Source organism: Streptomyces sp. NPDC028314 (assembly GCF_055565795.1).
Map to the genome: position 1 here is coordinate 299311 of NZ_JBVHTP010000009.1, position 18767 is coordinate 318077.

10 protein-coding genes are annotated in these 18767 nt (G+C 72.2%); 2 read left to right on the forward strand and 8 right to left on the reverse strand.

Annotation, left to right across the window (positions count from 1 at the left end):
- Positions 1 to 82: 82 nt before the first annotated feature.
- Together ACZ4TG_RS22155 and nrdR are read right to left on the reverse strand one after the other, a co-directional pair.
- The gene (locus ACZ4TG_RS22155) at positions 83 to 2971 is read right to left on the reverse strand and encodes a vitamin B12-dependent ribonucleotide reductase (RefSeq protein WP_468165350.1); all 2889 of its coding nucleotides are present in this window, start codon (positions 2969 to 2971) and stop codon (positions 83 to 85) included.
- 131 nt (positions 2972 to 3102) lie between these two features.
- Positions 3103 to 3618: a transcriptional regulator NrdR gene (gene nrdR, locus ACZ4TG_RS22160; protein ID WP_468165352.1), complete on the reverse strand. Its 516-nt coding sequence runs from the start codon at positions 3616 to 3618 to the stop codon at positions 3103 to 3105.
- A gap of 472 nt (positions 3619 to 4090) precedes the next feature.
- Between nrdR and lexA the strand changes: the two genes are divergently transcribed.
- Complete coding sequence (gene lexA / locus ACZ4TG_RS22165; protein ID WP_468165354.1) at positions 4091 to 4882, forward strand: transcriptional repressor LexA; 792 nt, start codon at positions 4091 to 4093, stop codon at positions 4880 to 4882.
- 129 nt (positions 4883 to 5011) lie between these two features.
- On the opposite strand, the gene ACZ4TG_RS22170 is transcribed toward lexA, so the two are convergent.
- The 5 genes from ACZ4TG_RS22170 to ACZ4TG_RS22190 all read right to left on the reverse strand — a co-directional run bounded on the left by ACZ4TG_RS22170 (position 5012) and on the right by ACZ4TG_RS22190 (position 15524).
- The gene (locus tag ACZ4TG_RS22170; protein WP_468165356.1) at positions 5012 to 6982 is read right to left on the reverse strand and encodes an ATP-dependent DNA helicase; all 1971 of its coding nucleotides are present in this window, start codon (positions 6980 to 6982) and stop codon (positions 5012 to 5014) included.
- A gap of 52 nt (positions 6983 to 7034) precedes the next feature.
- Entirely contained in the window at positions 7035 to 8891 is a 1857-nt protein-coding gene (locus tag ACZ4TG_RS22175) for an IucA/IucC family protein (protein ID WP_468165358.1), read from the reverse strand.
- A gap of 94 nt (positions 8892 to 8985) precedes the next feature.
- Positions 8986 to 9666, reverse strand: coding sequence for a GNAT family N-acetyltransferase (locus tag ACZ4TG_RS22180; protein ID WP_468165360.1), 681 nt, complete (start codon positions 9664 to 9666; stop codon positions 8986 to 8988).
- 30 nt (positions 9667 to 9696) lie between these two features.
- Entirely contained in the window at positions 9697 to 11505 is a 1809-nt protein-coding gene (locus tag ACZ4TG_RS22185) for an IucA/IucC family protein (RefSeq protein WP_468165362.1), read from the reverse strand.
- A gap of 2567 nt (positions 11506 to 14072) precedes the next feature.
- Complete coding sequence (locus ACZ4TG_RS22190; RefSeq protein WP_468165364.1) at positions 14073 to 15524, reverse strand: diaminobutyrate--2-oxoglutarate transaminase family protein; 1452 nt, start codon at positions 15522 to 15524, stop codon at positions 14073 to 14075.
- Between the two features lie 349 nt (positions 15525 to 15873).
- Here ACZ4TG_RS22190 and ACZ4TG_RS22195 point away from each other — a divergent pair, with 349 nt between their 5' ends.
- Positions 15874 to 17052 carry a trypsin-like serine peptidase gene (locus ACZ4TG_RS22195; protein ID WP_468165366.1) on the forward strand — a complete coding sequence of 393 codons (1179 nt, stop codon included), beginning with the start codon at positions 15874 to 15876 and terminating at the stop codon, positions 17050 to 17052.
- Positions 17053 to 17164: 112 nt separating this feature from the next.
- On the opposite strand, the gene hflX is transcribed toward ACZ4TG_RS22195, so the two are convergent.
- Entirely contained in the window at positions 17165 to 18679 is a 1515-nt protein-coding gene (gene hflX / locus ACZ4TG_RS22200; RefSeq protein ID WP_468165368.1) for a GTPase HflX, read from the reverse strand.
- Between the last annotated feature and the right edge of the window lie 88 nt (positions 18680 to 18767).

An 18767-nucleotide genomic window follows, 5' to 3' on the forward strand; every position in this document is an offset into this window, starting at 1 on the left:
CAATCGACATAGCAAGAGCGGGGAGTCGGTATTCCCCGACTCCCCGCTCTGACCAGGCTTTACGCCTGGCGGTTACCTACTTTCAGCTGCAACCGCTGGTGGAGCCGCAGCCCTCGCAGATGTAGCAGGAGCCCGCGCGCTGCATCTTCGTACCGCAGGAGAAGCACAGCGGCGCGTCGGCGGAGACGCCCAGCTGCATTTCGACCAGTTCGGCGCTGGAGTGCGCCGTCTTCGGGGCCGGGACCTCGGCCACTGCCGTCGGCTTCGGGGCCGGGACAGCGGTGAGGGGGGCCGACTGCGCCAGCGTCTCGGTGTCGAGCTCCTCGCCGTCGAGCGGCTCGTAGGAGCCGGTGTCGAGGTGGCGCTGACGCTCCTCGGCGGTGTGGATGCCGAGGGCCGAGCGGGTCTCGAAGGGCAGGAAGTCCAGCGCCAGGCGGCGGAAGATGTAGTCGACGATCGACTGCGCCATCCGCACGTCCGGGTCGTCCGTCATGCCGGCCGGCTCGAAGCGCATGTTGGTGAACTTCGAGACGTAGGTCTCCAGCGGGACGCCGTACTGCAGGCCGACCGAGACGGCGATGGAGAAGGCGTCCATCATGCCGGCGAGGGTCGAGCCCTGCTTGGACATCTTCAGGAAGACCTCGCCCAGACCGTCGTCCGGGTAGGAGTTCGCCGTCATGTAGCCCTCGGCGCCACCGACCGTGAAGGAGGTGGTGATCCCCGGGCGGCCCTTCGGGAGGCGCTTGCGGACCGGGCGGTATTCGATGACCTTCTCGACCGCCGCGCGGATGGTCTCCTCGGCCTTCTCGGTGACCTCGGTCTTCTCCTCTTCCTTCTTCTTCGCGGAGAGGGGCTGGCCGACCTTGCAGTTGTCGCGGTAGATCGCGAGCGCCTTGACGCCCATCTTCCACGCCTCGAAGTAGATCTCCTCGATCTCCTCGACGGTCGCCGTCTCCGGCATGTTGACCGTCTTCGAGATCGCGCCGGAGATCCAGGGCTGGATCGCGGCCATCATGCGGACGTGGCCCATCGCGGAGATGGAGCGCTCGCCCATGGCGCAGTCGAACACCGAGTAGTGCTCGGTCTTCAGGCCCGGGGCGTCGACGACGACTCCGTGCTCGGCGATGTGCGAGACGATCGCCTCGATCTGCTCCTCGGGGTAACCGAGGCGGCGCAGGGCCTGCGGGACGGTGCCGTTGACGATCTGCATCGAGCCGCCGCCGACGAGCTTCTTGAACTTGACCAGGGCCAGGTCCGGCTCGACACCGGTGGTGTCGCAGGACATCGCGAGACCGATGGTGCCGGTCGGCGCGAGGACGGAGGCCTGGGAGTTGCGGAAGCCGTTCTTCTCGCCGAGGCGCAGGACGTCCTGCCAGGCCTCGGTGGCCGCGGCCCAGATGGAGCTGTCCAGGTCCTCGGTGCGCGGCGCGACGGCGTTGGCGTCGGCGTGCTGCTTCATGACGCGCTTGTGGGACTCGGCGTTGCGGGCGTAGCCGTCGTACGGGCCGACGATCGCGGCCAGCTCGGCGGAGCGCTTGTACGCGGTACCGGTCATCAGCGAGGTGATCGAGGCGGCGAGGGTGCGGCCGCCGTTCGAGTCGTACGCGTGGCCGGTGGCCATCAGCAGGGCGCCGAGGTTGGCGTAGCCGATGCCCAGCTGACGGAAGGCGCGGGTGTTCTCGCCGATCTTCTGCGTCGGGAAGTCCGCGAAGCAGATGGAGATGTCCATCGCCGTGATGACGAGCTCGACGACCTTGGAGAAGCGCTCGGCGTCGAAGGACTGGTTGCCCTTGCCGTCGTCGTTCAGGAACTTCATCAGGTTGAGCGAGGCGAGGTTGCAGGACGTGTTGTCCAGGTGCATGTACTCGCTGCACGGGTTGGACGCGGTGATGCGGCCGGACTCGGGGCAGGTGTGCCAGTTGTTGATCACACCGTCGTACTGGATGCCCGGGTCGGCGCAGGCCCACGCTGCCTCGGCCAGCTTGCGGAAGAGCTGCTTGGCGTCGACCTCCTCGATGACCTCACCGGTCATGCGGGCGCGCAGGCCGAACTTGGTGCCGTTCTCGACGGCCGTCATGAACTCGTCGTTCACGCGGACCGAGTTGTTGGCGTTCTGGTACTGGACGGACGTGATGTCGTCGCCGCCCAGGTCCATGTCGAAGCCCGCGTCGCGCAGGGCGCGGATCTTCTCCTCTTCCTTCACCTTGGTGGCGATGAAGTCCTCGACGTCCGGGTGGTCCACGTCCAGGACGACCATCTTGGCCGCGCGGCGGGTGGCGCCGCCCGACTTGATCGTTCCTGCGGACGCGTCGGCGCCGCGCATGAAGGAGACCGGACCCGAGGCGTTGCCGCCGGAGGAGAGGAGCTCCTTGGAGGAACGGATGCGGGAGAGGTTCAGGCCGGCGCCGGAGCCGCCCTTGAAGATCATGCCCTCTTCCTTGTACCAGTCGAGGATCGACTCCATGGAGTCGTCGACGGCGAGGATGAAGCAGGCGGAGACCTGCTGCGGCTGGGGCGTGCCGACGTTGAACCACACCGGGGAGTTGAAGCTGAAGATCTGGTGCAGGAGGGCGTAGGTCAGCTCGTGCTCGAAGATCTCCGCGTCGGCGGGGGACGCGAAGTAGTCGTGGTCCTCGCCGGCCTTCGTGTACGTCTTCACGATCCGGTCGATCAGCTGCTTCAGACCGGTCTCGCGCTGCGGGGTGCCGACCGCGCCGCGGAAGTACTTGCTGGTGACGATGTTGACCGCGTTCACCGACCAGAAGTCGGGGAACTCGACGCCACGCTGCTCGAAGTTGACCGAGCCGTCGCGCCAGTTGGTCATGACGACGTCACGGCGCTCCCAGCTCACCTCGTCGTACGGGTGCACGCCGGGGGTGGTGTGGATGCGCTCGATCCGCAGGCCGCTCTTGGTGGCCTTGGTCCCCTTGGCGCGGGAACCTCGTGCCGAGCCGCTCGCCGTCTCTGTCATGCCGCCTCCCATATGCGGGCAAAAACGCCCTAAAGTGCCATCGATATTCCGCGGCACGGTGCTGTGTGTCTTGTATCTACGAATCTCGCCTGACAGGCCGGGCAGGCCGCGCTGCGATGCGGCCCGACGGATCAGTCGGCGGCGGAGGCGGGCACGGGGACGACCGAGGGGGTCCCACCGGGCTCGCACTCAAGGGGGTGAGGCCGTCGCTCGCGCAATTCCACGATGGCGGTCTCGAAGTCTTCAAGGGTGTCGAACGCTTTGTAAACGGATGCGAACCGCAGGTACGCGACGAGGTCGAGCTCCTGCAACGGGCCGAGTATGGCCAGACCCACGTCGTGGGTGGTCAGCTCGGCACTCCCGGTGGCGCGCACCGCCTCCTCGACCCGCTGGCCGAGTTTGGCGAGGGCGTCCTCGGTGACCGGCCGCCCCTGGCACGCCTTGCGGACGCCAGAGATGACCTTGGTACGGCTGAACGGTTCGGTCACCCCGCTGCGCTTGATCACCATCAGCGAGGCCGTCTCCACCGTCGTGAAGCGACGGGAGCAGTCGGGGCACTGACGGCGCCGGCGGATCGACGTGCCGTCGTCCGTGGTGCGACTGTCGACTACGCGGCTGTCGGGGTGCCTGCAGAAGGGGCAGTGCATGGTTCCCTCACCCTCCCTCTTGGCACGACCGAATCACCTCACGGAGCCCCTGAACGGCGGAGACTGCGCTCTGCCGGGGGCTGGTGAAGCAGCCACCAGCATATGCGATGTCGGGGACCTCGGCGGACCGAGGACCACAACTTCTGGGTGGCAGCGCCCATCCAACCACTAGATCTTGGGTTGTGGTGGATTTTCGTCGCTCAGCGTGTCGCGACGCCCGCTGCCCGGATACGGGGGCTTGCGGTGCCACACTGGACCCCGGCCCGGACGGTGACGACACGACCCGGAAGGGTACCGTAAGCAGCGGATGCGGGGCCGAACCCGCGTTCGGCGGACCGCCAGTCCATACACCCCTCGATAAGAACCGGGTGGACGATCTGCGATTTTTCACTCGAACGTGTGTTTGGCGCAACCTTTCGAAAGCAACTACCGTTGTCCAGCTAGGGAGAACATTTCGAGAGGGGCCGCCGACGTGACCACCACCGCAGACAGTGCCACCATCACTGCCCAGAACCGCTCCCAGAGCCGACTCGAGCCGGTGCATGCCATGAATGACGCAAGTCAGAACCCGGAGGCGGAGCCCGCACGCCCCGCACGCTCGCTGCCAGGGCGACCTCCAGGCATCCGCGCCGACAGCTCCGGACTCACGGACCGGCAGCGCAGGGTCATCGAGGTCATCCGCGATTCGGTGCAGCGCCGGGGCTACCCGCCGTCGATGCGGGAGATCGGCCAGGCGGTCGGCCTGTCCAGCACCTCGTCGGTGGCGCACCAGCTGATGGCCCTGGAGCGCAAGGGCTTCCTGCGCCGTGACCCGCACCGCCCCCGGGCGTACGAGGTGCGCGGCTCGGACCAGCCCAGCTCGCAGCCCACGGACACCACCGGCAAGCCCGCGGCCTCGTACGTTCCCCTGGTCGGGCGGATCGCGGCCGGTGGCCCGATCCTTGCCGAGGAGTCCGTGGAGGACGTGTTCCCGCTCCCCCGCCAGCTGGTCGGTGACGGCGAGCTCTTCGTTCTCAAGGTCGTCGGCGACTCCATGATCGAGGCCGCGATCTGTGACGGCGACTGGGTCACCGTCCGTCGCCAGCCGGTCGCGGAGAACGGTGACATCGTCGCCGCCATGCTGGACGGCGAGGCGACGGTCAAGCGGTTCAAGCGCGAGGACGGCCATGTCTGGCTGCTTCCGCACAACGCCGCCTACCAGCCGATCCCCGGCGACGAGGCGACCATCCTCGGCAAGGTCGTCGCCGTACTGCGCCGGGTCTGAAGCCCGCGCCCCCATCCAGCTCCGGGACCTACTGCGCCGGTCCCGGAGCTGTTTTGTGTCCGCGAGTGCCTGCGGTGGGAATCCGCGACGGCCGTGCCCGGTGGACTGTTTCCCGTCCGCCCGGGTGGGCTATTTCCCGTCGGCCTGTGCGACCGAGTCGATGGCTGCCAGCGAGCGGCGCACCTGGTTGCGGTCGACGGTGTACCAGAAGTCCGGCAGCGTGGCCCGCAGGAAGCTCCCGTAGCGGGCCGTGGCCAGCCGGGGGTCGAGCACCGCGACGACGCCCTTGTCACCGCTGGCGCGTACGAGCCGTCCCGCGCCCTGGGCCATCAGCAGAGCCGCGTGGGTGGCCGCCACCGCCATGAAGCCGTTGCCGCCGTGCTCCTCGACCGACTTCTGCCGGGCGCTCATCAGCGGATCGTCGGGGCGCGGGAAAGGGATCCGGTCCATGACCACGAGCTGGCAGCTGGGGCCGGGTACGTCCACGCCCTGCCACAGGGACAGCGTCCCGAACAGGCAGGTCTTCGGGTCCGCCGCGAATGCCTTGATCAGCTCGCCCAGCGTCTCCTCGCCCTGGAGCAGGATCGGGTTGTCGAGCCGCCCGCGCAGCTCCTCGGCGGCCGCCTTGGCTCCGCGCATGGAGGAGAACAGTCCGAGGGTGCGGCCGCCGGCCGCCTCGATCAGCTCGGCGAGCTCGTCCATCATGTCGCCGCGGGTGCCCTCCCGGCCTGGCGTGGCCAGGTGCTTCGCGACGTAGAGGATGCCCTGCTTGGGGTAGTCGAACGGCGATCCGACGTCCAGGCCCTTCCAGACCGGTACGTCGTCCCCCTCGATCCCTTCGGCGGACAGTCCGAGCGAGGCTGCGACCCCGTTGAAGTCGCCGCCCAGCTTGAGGGTGGCCGAGGTGAGGACGACCGAGCGGTCTTCGAAGAGCTTCTCGCGCAGCAGCCCGGACACCGACAGGGGCGCGACGCGGAGCGTGGCGCCGAAGCGGTCGTGGCGCTCGTACCAGACGACGTCGTACTCGGAGCCGAGCACGATCCGCTCCGCCACCGCGTGGATGCTCTCCACGGCGGCAAGGGCCTGCTTGCGGACGGCGTCCTCGTCGTGGACGGACTTGTCGCGGGTGTTGCCGACCGCCGAGATCACGTTGCGCGCGGCGTCGCGGAGGGACATGAGGGCGTAGCCGAGGTCCTCGGGGATCTCCTCCAGCCGGCCGGGGAGGGCCAGCTCCATGACCCGCTCGAAGGACTCGGAGGCGGTCTGCAGGGAGTCCGCCGTCTTCTCGTCGACGAGCTTGGCGGCCCGCTTCACGGCGCGGTTGACCTGGCCCGGGGTGAGCTCGCCGGTCGCGACGCCGGTGACCCGGGAGACCAGCTCGTGGGCCTCGTCCACGATCAGTACCTCGTGCTGCGGCAGCACCGGGGCGCCCTCGATGGCGTCGATGGCGAGCAGTGCGTGGTTGGTGACCACCACATCGGCGAGCTTGGCCCGCTCGCGGGCGGCCTCCGCGAAGCACTCGGCCCCGTACGCGCACTTCGTCGCGCCCAGGCACTCGCGGGAGGAGACCGAGATCTGCGCCCAGGCCTTGTCGGAGACGCCGGGGGTCAGGTCGTCACGGTCGCCCGTCTCGGTCTCGTCCGCCCAGTCCCGCAGGCGCAGGAGGTCCTTGCCGAGCTTGCTGGTGGGGGCGGCCGCCTCGAACTGGTCGAAGAGGCCCTCCTCCTCGTCCTGCGGTGCGCCCTCGTGGAGCCGGTGCAGGCAGAGGTAGTTGGAACGGCCCTTGAGCATGGCGAACTGCGGGCGGCGGCGGAGCTGCGGATGCAGCGCGTCCACCGTCCGGGGCAGGTCGCGCTCGACGAGCTGCCGCTGGAGGGCGAGGGTCGCGGTGGCCACGACCACGCGCTCGCCGTGCGCCAGGGCGGGCACCAGGTAGCCGAGGGACTTGCCGGTGCCGGTGCCGGCCTGGATCAGCCGGTGGGAGTTCTCGTCGATCGCTTCGGCAACGGCTTCGGCCATGGCCACCTGGCCGGGCCGCTCCGTACCGCCGACGGCGGAGACGGCGGCGTGCAGCAGGTCGGGGAGGGAGGGCTTCGTCATAGCACTGCCAACCCTAAGGGGCGCCACCGACAGTGCCCGCATCGGCGAGTGGTCACGGCCGGTGCAGAGGGTTGGGGACGGTGCCGTACGTGACGGCGTGCGGGCGGTCCGGGCGGTCCCGGTAGCCGTCCTCGTGCAGCCGGTTCCGGTTCAGGCACAGCCGGTCGATGCGTTCGGTGAGCAGGTCGAAGAGCTCGTAGCGCTCCTTGAGCTCCGGGAAGCGGGCCTGGTGGCGGAGGATTTCCGCCCGTACGAGGGACCAGAAGTCGGCCTCGGGGACGTCGAGCCGGTCCTCGCAGATCGCCGACAGGTAGCGGAAGACTCCGATGAACAGACCGGAGTGGATGAACTGGGTGAGGAAGGCGGGCGGCTCGGTGAGGAGGGCGGCGCGGACCTCCTCGGGCATGGATGCGTGTTCGGGAAGTGGTTCGCGGCTGATGTTGACGTCGTCGACGAAGTCCTTCACCGCGAGACGGACGGGGACCTCGCGCTCGTCGAAGATCACGATCGCGTTCTCCCCATGCGGGGAGAACACCGTGCCGTAGCGGTAGAGGAAACGCAGCAGCGGGGGCAGCAGGGCGGCGAAGAGCCGCTCCAGCCAGGCCCTGGGGGTGAGGCCGGAACGGGCGACGAGCTCGGCGGTGAAGGAGCGGCCGCGCGGGTCCGTGTGGAGGAGGGAGGCGAGGGTGCGGGCGCGCTCGCCGGGAGCCAGGCGGCCGGTCAGGGGCTCGCGCCAGATCGCGCCGAGGAGCTCCTTGTACTGGTACGGGACCTCGGGCAGCCGGTCGTAGACGGGGTGGCGGACGGTGACGGAGGCGACCTCCCCGAGCAGGACGACCCCGCATTCGTCCCGCAGGAAGGGGTCTGAGTCGCGGAGCGAGTGGATCCAGGCGGTGACGGCGGGGGCGGCGAGTGCGAGGTCGGAGGGCAGGCCCCGCCAGACCATGGTGTTGAAGACGGAGAGCGGCAGTTTGACGCTGTGCCGGTCGGGGCGGGTGAGGTTGAGGAAGGTACGGATCGACTGCTGCGGGAGCCGGACGTCGGGATCGGCGGGCAGCGGGACCAGTTCCCCCGAGGCGAGGGCGGGGGCGAAGAGGGGCAGCACGATCTCGTCCCACTGCCAGGGGTGGACCGGGAGGTAGAGGTAGCCGAGCGGGTCGAGGCCGCGATCGCGCAGCGTCTGGTCGAAGGCGGCCCGGGTGACGGGGTCGAGCTCGTCGGCGTAGAGGCGCGCGGGGTCTTCCAGGCGTGCCGTGCCGCGGTACTCCGCCAGGGAGGTGTGGGCGGCGAGCCAGGGCAGTCGCTGGCGGGTGCGGGCCTCGGGGGCCCAGGCGGCGGTGTCGGCCGCGGACAGTCCGATGCGGCCCTTGTTGAGGACGAGCCAGGGATGGCCGGTCTGGTGGCCTTCGAGCGCGGCGTAGTCGAGGTCGGCGAGGACGTCCGCGGTGAGTGCGTGGTGGTCGAGGCGGGCGTCGGCGGCGAGGGTGGCGCTCAGTTCGCGGACCAGGTGGCCCAGGGTTCCTCCGTCGAGACCGAGGAGGGTACGGGCGCGGACCAGGAACTCGTACGGGTCCCCGAAGGCGGTCGGGGTCTGCGTGGAGGGGGGCGGCGGGGTGAGTGTGATGGTGTCGGGGGTGACGTGCCAGCTGTCGTACGAGCGGCGGCGGGCACGGAAGCCGAGGCTGCTGCCGTCGTCGAGGGTCAGGGTCCAGGCGTCGCCGGCGGCGGCCGGGGCGGGGACGGGACGGACGATCTCCTCGTACGCGAATTCGCCGAGCATCTTCCCGAGCAGGCGGGCGGCGGCGAAGCCCCAGGTCGGGCGGTTGATTTCGGGCGGCGTGCAGGGGTGCTGGGGCGACGGGGGCACGGCGGGCTCCGCGGAGTCGGGGGCTGCGGGGAAATTCGGCACGGGACTCCTCTGAGATCGGGAACTTTGCTGCGTGACGCAGAGTTTTCGAAGGGAGAGGTGTTGAGCACAGCGGTTCCGGACCGCGGGGCGGCAATCAGATGAGATTGCGCAGCGCCCGCTCCCGGATCATCAGGGCCGCGCGCTTCTCGGGGAGGCGGATTTCCGCGGAATAGCGGAAACCGGAGTTCAGGAAGGCTGATACGGAGGGGGCGTTTCGGATGTCTGGTTCGGCGATGACGCGTGTGCAGCGGGGGCGGTTGTCGAGCACCAGGTCGGCGGCGGCGCGCAGCAGTGTGGTCCCCAGGCCTCGTCCGCGGTTCGTGCCGTCTCCGATGAGCAGGTGGATACCCGTGTCGTGGGGGCGCGCCGGGTAGTGGCGGGAGAGCGGGTCGAGGTCGGCCCGGTAGATCTCCCAGTAGCTCATCGGCGCGCCGTCGAGGAGGCCGAGGCAGGGGATGCTGCGGCCGTCGCCGTCGAGCTGGGCCCGCAGGTGGGCTTCGGTGACCGCGGCGGGGCCGGCGAGTTCCCAGTAGGCGTCCACTTCGGGGTCGTTCATCCAGCGCGTGAGGAGCTCCAGGTCTCGGCGCGGGCGTACGGGTTCGAAGGCGAAGGCCCCGGCCGACGTGGCGACGGCGCCCCATGCGGCCGGGGAGTCGAGCAGGTCGGCCTCGGCGAGCAGGGGCAACAGCTGGGCGTTGAGGCGCACTTCGCCGGAGCGGTCGTCGTCCGTGAGGGCGGAGCCGACGGGGCCGCTGGAGATGTCGGTTGAGGGCATGGGGTTCTTCTCCGTGTCGGTGCTGACGCGTCAATCGTGGAGGGGGTTGGCGATGGTCACGTAGACGGACTGGGTGTCGACGGGTCCTACGAGCTCGTCCAGGCCGCCCAGGCGGGTGAGCAGATTCGCCTTGCAGCGGAGGGTGGGTGAGTCGAGCAGTTGCGCGGGGAGCGGTCCGAGGCGGGAGTTCTTGCCGAGGAAGCGACGGAAGGCGGCGAGAAGTACGCGTTCGTCGGCGAGGTGCTGGGATCCGAAGGCGCCGATGAGGCCGAACACGTTGTTGATGGCGAGGTAGTAGGCGAAGCGTTCGTCGGTGACGGCGTCGGAGACGAAGGTGTCGCTGGCGCTGCCGATGCCGGGCAGCCGGCGCTGCAGTTCCGCGCGGTGGGAGTCGCGGAAGTAGTAGCCCTGGTTGTCGCGGTAGCGGCCGCCGATCGGCCAGCCGGCCTGGTCGAGGAGCACCAGGGTGTTCTGCTGGTGCGCTTCCAGGGCGATCCCGGCGAGCGCGTCCAGGGCGAGGACGGGCAGGACGACGTGGTCGAGGTAGCGCAGGAACCACTCGGCAGCGACGGCCGGGGTGGGGCGTCCGGTGAGGGTGGCGAGCCGGGAAACGTTCTCGGCGAGCCGGGAGCGCATCGTGGTCCGGCCGGGCCACGGGCGCGGTGCGGTGAGTGCGGCGATGCAGACGGCGTCGTCGCCCGAGCGGAAGGGGTTGTGGCGCAGCAGGACGTCGAGTCCCTGGACGGGGGTGCCGTCGGGGGCGTCGACGGCGACCCAGGCGGGGTCGCGGACGATGTCGAATCCGGGATGGGCCGTCTGCCACTGCTCGGCGAGGCCGGTGCGGAGCAGCCGGTGAACCTCCACTCCGCGGTGGAGCTCTTTGCGGAGGTTCTCCCGGCGGGAGTTGGTGATGCGCAGGCCCAGGGACAGCTTGAGCATCGCGGGGGCGCCGGGGCGGTGGACGGTGCGGATCGAGGAGGTGGGATGCCAGGGCTCTCCGTGCGGGCCCAGGTCGGTCAGGAGTCCCGCGTCGCGGAGGGCGGCGACGGCGGGGCGGTCGAGCAGGTCGCGGGCCTGCCAGGGGTGAAGGGGAAGGGGGGTGGTGCCGGCGGGCAGCGGGAGGCCGGGAGCGAGCCAGGAGAGGAGCGCGGTGGCGGAGACCGGGCGGCCGCGTTCGGTCCAGGCGGAGTCGGTGGCGAGGGCGGTGGGCGCGACCGCGAACCAGTGCAGGGGGAAGGAGCCGTGGAGTTCGGGTGAGTAGCGGCGCACCTCTGCTTCGGAGAGTCCTTCGCGGCTCTTCGGGGTCGGGTGCAGGGGGTGGCCGAGGAGGAGGGACTGTTCGGCGGTGAGGAAGCGGTCCTCGGCGACGGGTTCGGGTGCTGCGGGGCGGGCTCTGCGGGCGGAGATGAACTCCGTTGTGCGGAGCACCGAGTCGGCGACCCTGCCGACGAGGTCGGCGCCGCCCCGGCCGGTGCCCTCACGGGCGATGAGGCCGGCGAGGGTGACGGCGTCCAGGGCGGGGGCGTCGGCGGGGGCGCCTTGGAGCCGGGCCGGCGCGAAGCGGTGCCATCCCGCCGGGGACCAGTGCCGGACCGCGACGAGCAGTGCCGTGCCGGACGCGGGCAGGGGGATGCGCAGCAGGGTTCCGGGAGGCCCGTCGGGGCGGCCGAGGCCGCTTTCGCGGACCCAGCAGCGCAGCAGGTTCTCCACGGCTGCGGCCTCGGCGGCGATGGCCGGGTCGGGGTGGTCCAGCAGGTCGGGCAGCGCCGCGGGTTCCGGCCCGACGGGGCTGGTCCCGCCCACCCGGAGCCGCCAGCCCCCGCCCAGCTGCCTCGGCACGCCGACCACGGGGGGCACCGGCGCCTGAGGCGGAACGGCCTCTTCGGGCGACGGGGCCGGGACCTGGGCCCGGGCCGGCTGCGGTTCGAGGGCGGCGGGCTCGGACAGCGGTGCGGGCGGAGGGCCGGGCGGGTCCTGGTTCCCGCTGCCGGGCCGGGCGGGCTCCGGCGGCGGGGTGGGCCCTGGCGTCGGGGCCGAGGCGGCGTGCGCCGGCGGCGTGGCCTCCGGCGTGGGGCCCGAAGCCGGGCCGGTGTGGGCGGAGGGCGAGGTGGGCGCCAGCCAGAGCAGCGCGGTGCCCTCAGAGGCTGCGTCCGCGGCCGGGGCTCCCTGCGTCGGCGTGCCCTGCCGGGGGCGCGCGGCGGGTGGAAACCCCGGAGCCGGGGCCAACCCCCACGCCGGAGCCGGCGTGAGGGACGGCGCCGGCGTGGCCTCCGCCGTGGGGCCCGACGCGGGGGTGGGGGTGGGGCCGGGGGTGGGGTGGACCGTCAGCAGGTCGGGGGGTGCTACGGCGTGAGGTGCCTCCGGGGTGCGGCCCAGGGGCGGGGTGGGGTGTGCGGCTGCGCGTTCCGGTGCCGGGGCCGGGTTGGCTCCCGCCGAGGCGGGGTCGGCTCCGGCCCCGGCGGAGTGGGCTGCCGAGGGGCTTAGGGCCGCTGGGGATGCGGGGTGCGCTCCCGCCGGGGTCGGTGCGGGGTGCGCTCCTGCCGAGGCCGGTGCGAGGTGCGCTCCTGCCGGGGCCGGGGCGGGGTGTGTTCCTGCCGGGGCCGGGGCCGAAGTGGGGAGCGGCGCGGGGGCGGGGGCGGCGTGAGCCACCTCGGGGGTGCGCCCCGTGGGGGTTCCGGCGTGGGCTTCCCCGGCGGCGGGGCTGGCTGCTGCGGCCGTGGCCGGAGCGGGTGCCGGGTGGGCCCCCGCTGAAGCCGACGCCGACGCCTCAGCCGGTGCCGGAGCTGCTGTGGTGTGAGGCGTGTCCGGGATGTTGCCCAGGGCGGGGGCAGGGTGCGTTGCCGCAGCAGCCGGGGCCGGAGCGGGCGCGGAGTGGACTCCCGCTGCGGCGGGGGCCGCAGGTGATGCCGGAGTCACTGCGGCGTCGGGTGCCTCCACGGTCCGGCCCAGGGCGGGGCCGGGGTGGGCCGCCGCACCGGCGGTGTGAGGTGCCTCCGGGGCACGGCCCAGGGCGGGCGCGGGGCGGGCTCCCGTCGACGGCGACGTCGGGGCTGTGGCCGGCGACCCCGGGGTTGCGGTGGCGTGGGGTGTTTCCGGCAGACAGCCGGGCGCTGCGGCGGGTCGGGAGGCCGAGTCCGGGGCCGGGGTGAGTGCGGGGCGGGCTGCCGCCGAGGCCGAGGTCCAGGTCAGTGCCCCGGTGGGGACCGGCGCCGGAGTCGCTGCGGCGTGCGGTGGCTCCGTGCTGCGCCCCAGTGCAGGGGCGGGGTCGGCCGCCACCCCGGCCGGGCGGTGTGCTGCGGGGCCCAGGGCGGAGGCAGACACGGAGGAGACTCCCGCAGCCACAGGCGATGCCGGAGTCACTGCGGCATCAGGTCCCAGCGCGGCGTGATCCGGCCCGGGCCCGGCGTGGGCCGCCCCAGCCGGGCGAGATGCTGCGGCACGCGGGGCGGAGGCAGACGCGGCGGAGACTCCCGCAGCCGTCGGAGCCGCAGGCGACGCCGGAGTCACTGCGGCATCAGGTGCCAGCGCGGTGTGATCCGGCCCGGGCCCGAGCCGACCCGATACCCCCGCCAGGCGAGGTGCTGCGGCGCCTAGGGCGGGGGCAGGATCGGAGGGGACGCCCGCAGCGGCCAGGGCCGTGGGCGATGCCGACGTCGCTGCGGCATCACGTGCCAGCGCGGTACCGGCCGCCCCGGCCGGGTGGGGTTCTGCGGCACCCAGGGCCACAGCAGACATGGAGGAGACTCCCGCGGGGGCCGGGGCCGTGGGCGATGCCGGGGTTACTGCAGCTTCAGGTGCCGCGGCCGTCCGGCCCCGGGTGGGCCCGGGGTTGGCCGCTGCCCCGGCGGTATGAGGCGCGTCCGGGGTGCGGGTCAGGGCAGGCGCCGAGCCGGGTGCCGCCGAGGCCGAAGGCTGCGCAGGTGCGGGACGGGATACCGGCGGGGCCGGAGGCTGCGCAGATGCCGGGCGGGATACCGGCGGGGCCGGAGGCTGCGCAGGTGCGGGGCCGGAGGCCGGCGCGCCCGGGGGCTGGGCAGGTGCGGGGCGGGCTTCCGCCGGGGCCGAAGGCGGTGCCGACTCCGGGCGGGCCCCCGCCTGGGCCGCAACCGGGGTCCAGGGCCGTGCGGGCTCCGGGTCCGCCGGGGACGACGCCGGGCTCGGGGGCCGGGCCGGCGAAGTGCCCGGGCTCGGGGGCCGGGCCGGCGAAGTGCCCGGGCTCAGGGGCCGGGCCGGCGAAGTGCCCGGGCTCTGGGGCCGGGTCGGCGAGGCGGCGGGACTCGGGGGCCGGGTCAGGGGTGCGGGGGTCGTCGGGGCCGGGTGGGGGGGCGGCGGGGTGGGGCCCGGGGTTGGGGCGGGGTGGGGTGTGGAGGGGTCCGGCATCGGGGGTCCTTGGGGTGCGGGGCAGGTCAGCGGGGCCGTCGGGCGGCGGCGGGGATGGCTTCGGCCAGTCGGCCGAGGACGGCTGCGGCCTGCTCGTCGGTCAGGGTCAGCGGGGGCAGCAGGCGGACCACGCTGGAGTGACGGCCGCCGAGTTCGACGATCAGCCCCCGGTCCAGGCACTCCTGGCGGACGGCGGCGGCGAGTTCGGGGGCGGCGTCCCCGGTGTCGGGGTCGACGAGTTCGACGCCCAGCATCAGGCCGCGGCCCCGGACGTCCCCGATGCACGGATGGTCGGCGGCCAGCCCCCGCAGCGCGGTCAGCATGCGCCCGCCCAGGGCCCCGGCACGTTCGGCGAGACCGTTGCGGCGCACGTAGGCCAGGGTCGCGGTGCCCGCGGCCATGGCCAGCTGGTTGCCGCGGAAGGTGCCGGCGTGCGCCCCGGGTGCCCAGACGTCCAGTTCGGCCCGGTACACGATCACGGCGAGGGGAAGGCTGCCGCCGATCGCCTTGGAGAGCACCATCACGTCGGGCACCACTCCGGCGTGGTCGACGCCCCAGAAGGCTCCGGTGCGGCCCACTCCCGTCTGGACCTCGTCCGCGATCAGCGGGATCCCGCGCGCTCGGGTGATCTCGCGCATCCGGCGCAGCCAGCCGTCCGGGGCCACGTGCACCCCGCCCTCGCCCTGCACGGGCTCGACGATCAGGCCGGCGGGCGCGGGCACCCCGCCCTTGGGGTCGTCCAGCAGGCTCTCGGTCCAGCGGGCGGCCAGCCGGGCGCCCTCCGCCCCGCCGACGCCGAACGGGCAGCGGTAGTCCTGCGGATACGGCAGCCGGGTGACCCGTACTTCGGTGGCTCCGCCGGAGGCGTCCAGGGCTCCGGCGGTCATGCCGTGGTAGGCCCCGGTGAAGGCCAGCAGCCCGGAGCGGCCCGTGGCGGTGCGGACGAGTTTGAGCGCGGCTTCGACCGCGTCCGTCCCGGCCGGCCCGCAGAACTGGATCCGGGCGTCGGCCGCCAGCCCGGCCGGCAGGTTCGCGAACAGCTCGGTGGTGAAGGCGTCCTTGACCGGGGTCGCCATGTCGAGGACGTGCAGCGGGGCCCCCGAGTCGAGTACCCCGCGGATGGCTTCGAGGACCACGGGGTGGTTGTGCCCGAGGGCGAGCGTGCCCGCGCCGGACAGGCAGTCGAGGTAGCGCCGTCCGTCCGCGCCCTCGATCGTCAGACCGCGGGCCCGCACGGGGACGATGGGCAGGGAGCGCGCGTACGTCCGGGCGGCGGACTCCCGTTGCGTCTGCCTGCGCAGGATGCCCTCGGCCGCGACGGGCCCCCGGCTCCCCTGCGGCGGGATCTGCTCCCCCGCCTGGGCCGGGGCGGGTGCCGGAGCCGACCCGGTCGAAGCCGTGCTCGTCAAAGCCTCGCTCAGAGCCACAAGTGTCGGTCCTCCCGCACGGATTCCTCTTCCGGATTGCGTCTCGAACATGAACGCTGCTCCCCCGTCCCCCGTACGTACCAACGACGGTGACGGCGGCGGATCACGGGTGGACCGAAGATCCTTGTCCGCCGGGGACTTGGAGAGGGGCATCGGATTCCGCCCTACAGGCGCCCCCCACCACCGGCACTCCCCGCTACCGGTGCCATCCCGGCTGCCGCCGCTCCCGCGCGCGATCCGGGGACGGCCTAAGGACGGGCTAAAGAAGAGGAACCGCGGCCCCGGCCTGTGCCGTCCTTGTGGGCAGCGGCATAGTGGGGGGCTGCGCTCGCCGCACACACCGTGCGCCGAGGGCGCTCCACCCCGATCAACGCCTCGAAACACCAGGGGGATTTACGACATGCGACCGATCCGACCGGTCACCGCGATCCTGTGCGCGGCCGCGCTCGCGCTGACCGCCGCAGCCTGCGGGCCCGGCGACGGGGAGGCCGGCGGCGACGCCAAGCCGACCGTGGCTGCGAGCCTTCCGTCCGGCGCGACGGACGGGATCAAGATCCCGGACGAGCTGAAGGACAAGCTCAGGGAGCACGGCGTCGACCTGGAGAAGTGGAAGGGGGGTGCGTGGAAGAACTGGAAGAGGGAGGACTGGCTCCGCGAGGCGGGTGACTACATCAACCCGATCATCGAGGGCCTGTGGGACCCGGACCGGATGCGTGACGCCAGCAAGACGCCGCAGCCTCCGGCCGTGGACCCGGACGCGGGCAAGGACCAGGGTGTCACCGACCCGACCCCGGCGCCGGTGACGGCGAAGGGGGCGGCCGCGCCGTACCACTCCAGTGTTCCGGCGTCCGGCAAGGTCTTCTTCGACGGGCCCGAGGGTTCGATGGTCTGCTCGGCGACCGTGGTGAAGGACCCCGCGCACCCGGGCAAGTCCAACATGGTGTGGACCGCCGGTCACTGCGTGCACGCGGGCAAGGCCGGCGGCTGGTACCGCAACATTGCCTTCGTGCCCTCGTACAACAACGCGGGCAAGCCCGCGGCCCAGCTGAAGGGCGCACCCCGCGAGGAGGTGGCCCCGTACGGCGTGTGGTGGAGCGACTGGGCGCAGACCTCGGACCAGTGGATCGCTTCCGGCGGTCCGACCGGTGGCGCGGGTGCCCCGTACGACTTCGCCGTGCTGCACGTGACCCCGGAGAAGGGGAGCGGCAAGTCGCTGGAGGAGACGGTCGGTTCGGCGCTTCCGGTGGAGTTCAACGCGCCGGCGGTGCCGAAGGTCGCGGGCATCACGGCGACGGGCTACCCGGCGGCGGCGCCGTTCGACGGCCAGAAGGCCTTCCAGTGCACGGACAGGCCCGGACGGCTGTCGCTGACGGCGGCCGACCCGGTGATGTACCGCATCGGCTGCACGATGACCGGTGGTTCCTCCGGTGGCGGCTGGGTCGCGGCGGGTGCCGACGGCAAGCCGGCGCTGGTGTCGAACACCTCGATCGGCCCGGCCAAGGCGGGCTGGCTGGCCGGCCCGCGGCTGGGTCCTGAGGCCAAGGGCATCTACGACGCGGTGAGCCGCAAGTTCAAGTAGTCGAGTTCGAGCGGTCGAGCAGTCGAGTTCGAGCAGTCGAGCCGCGTGCGCGGCATACGACGGAGGGCCCCGGCGATCGTTCGCCGGGGCCCTCCGTCGTGCTGTGTACGTGTCAGTGCTTGGCGGGCACGTACGGTGCCAGGTCCGCCGCCAGCTCCTGGTGGACGCGCGCCTTGAGCAGGGTGCCCTCCGGGGTGTGCTCCTCGGAGATCACCTCGCCTTCGGCGTGTGCCCGGGCGATCAGCGAGCCGCGGGTGTACGGCACCAGCGCCTCCACCTCGACCTCGGGTCGCGGCAGCTCGGTGTCGATGAGCGTCAGCAGCTCCTCGATGCCCATGCCGGTCCGCGCCGAGACGGCGATGGAGTGGCGCTCTATGCGCAGCAGGCGCTGGAGGACCAGGGGGTCGGCCGCGTCCGCCTTGTTGATCACCACGATCTCGGGCACGTTGACCGCGCCGACCTCGCGGATGACCTCGCGGACGGCCGCGAGCTGCTCCTCCGGGGCCGGGTGCGAGCCGTCCACGATGTGCAGGATGAGGTCGGAGTCGCCGACCTCTTCCATCGTGGAGCGGAAGGCCTCGACCAGGTGGTGGGGCAGGTGCCGGACGAAGCCGACCGTGTCGGCCAGGGTGTAGACCCGGCCGGAGGGCGTCTCGGCCCGGCGCACGGTCGGGTCGAGGGTGGCGAACAGGGCGTTCTCCACCAGTACGCCCGCGCCGGTGAGGCGGTTGAGCAGCGAGGACTTGCCGGCGTTGGTGTATCCGGCGATGGCGACCGAGGGCACCTTGTTGCGGCGTCGTTCCTGCCGCTTGATGTCGCGGCCGGTCTTCATGTCCGCGATCTCCCGGCGCATCTTCGCCATCTTCTCGCGGATGCGGCGCCGGTCGGTCTCGATCTTGGTCTCACCGGGGCCTCGGGTGGCCATGCCGCCACCGCCGCCGCCACCCATCTGACGGGACAGCGACGCACCCCAGCCGCGCAGGCGCGGAAGCATGTACTGCATCTGCGCGAGTGCGACCTGCGCCTTGCCCTCTCGGGACTTGGCGTGCTGGGCGAAGATGTCGAGGATGAGCGCGGTCCGGTCGACGACCTTGACCTTGACGACGTCTTCGAGGGCGATGAGCTGGCCGGGGCTGAGCTCACCGTCGCAGACGACGGTGTCGGCGCCGCTCTCCAGGACGATGTCACGCAGCTCGCGGGCCTTGCCGGAACCGATGAAGGTGGCCGGGTCGGGCTTGTCGCGGCGCTGGATCACACCGTCGAGTACGAGGGCACCCGCGGTCTCGGCGAGGGCGGCGAGCTCCGCGAGGGAGTTCTCGGCGTCGTTCACCGTGCCGGAGGTCCAGACACCGACGAGTACGACGCGCTCCAGGCGGAGCTGTCGGTACTCGACCTCGGTGACGTCCTCGAGTTCGGTGGAGAGGCCGGCCACGCGGCGCAGGGCCGCGCGCTCGGAGCGTTCGAACTGCTCGCCGTCCCGGTCTCCGTCGATCTCGTGGCTCCAGGCGACGTCCTCTTCCATCAGGGCATCGGCCCGAAGGCTCTCGGTGAAGCTCTGCGGGTCACGCACGTCCTGTGCGTCCTGTGCGTCCCGCGCGTCCTGGGAAGGGGAAGAAGAGGAGGTCATTGGATCCTTACGTCGTTTTCGGATGCGTCGCGCCCGGCTCTGGCCGAAGCTGTCGCCGTGCGTGACATAACACTGTCACGTCCAACGT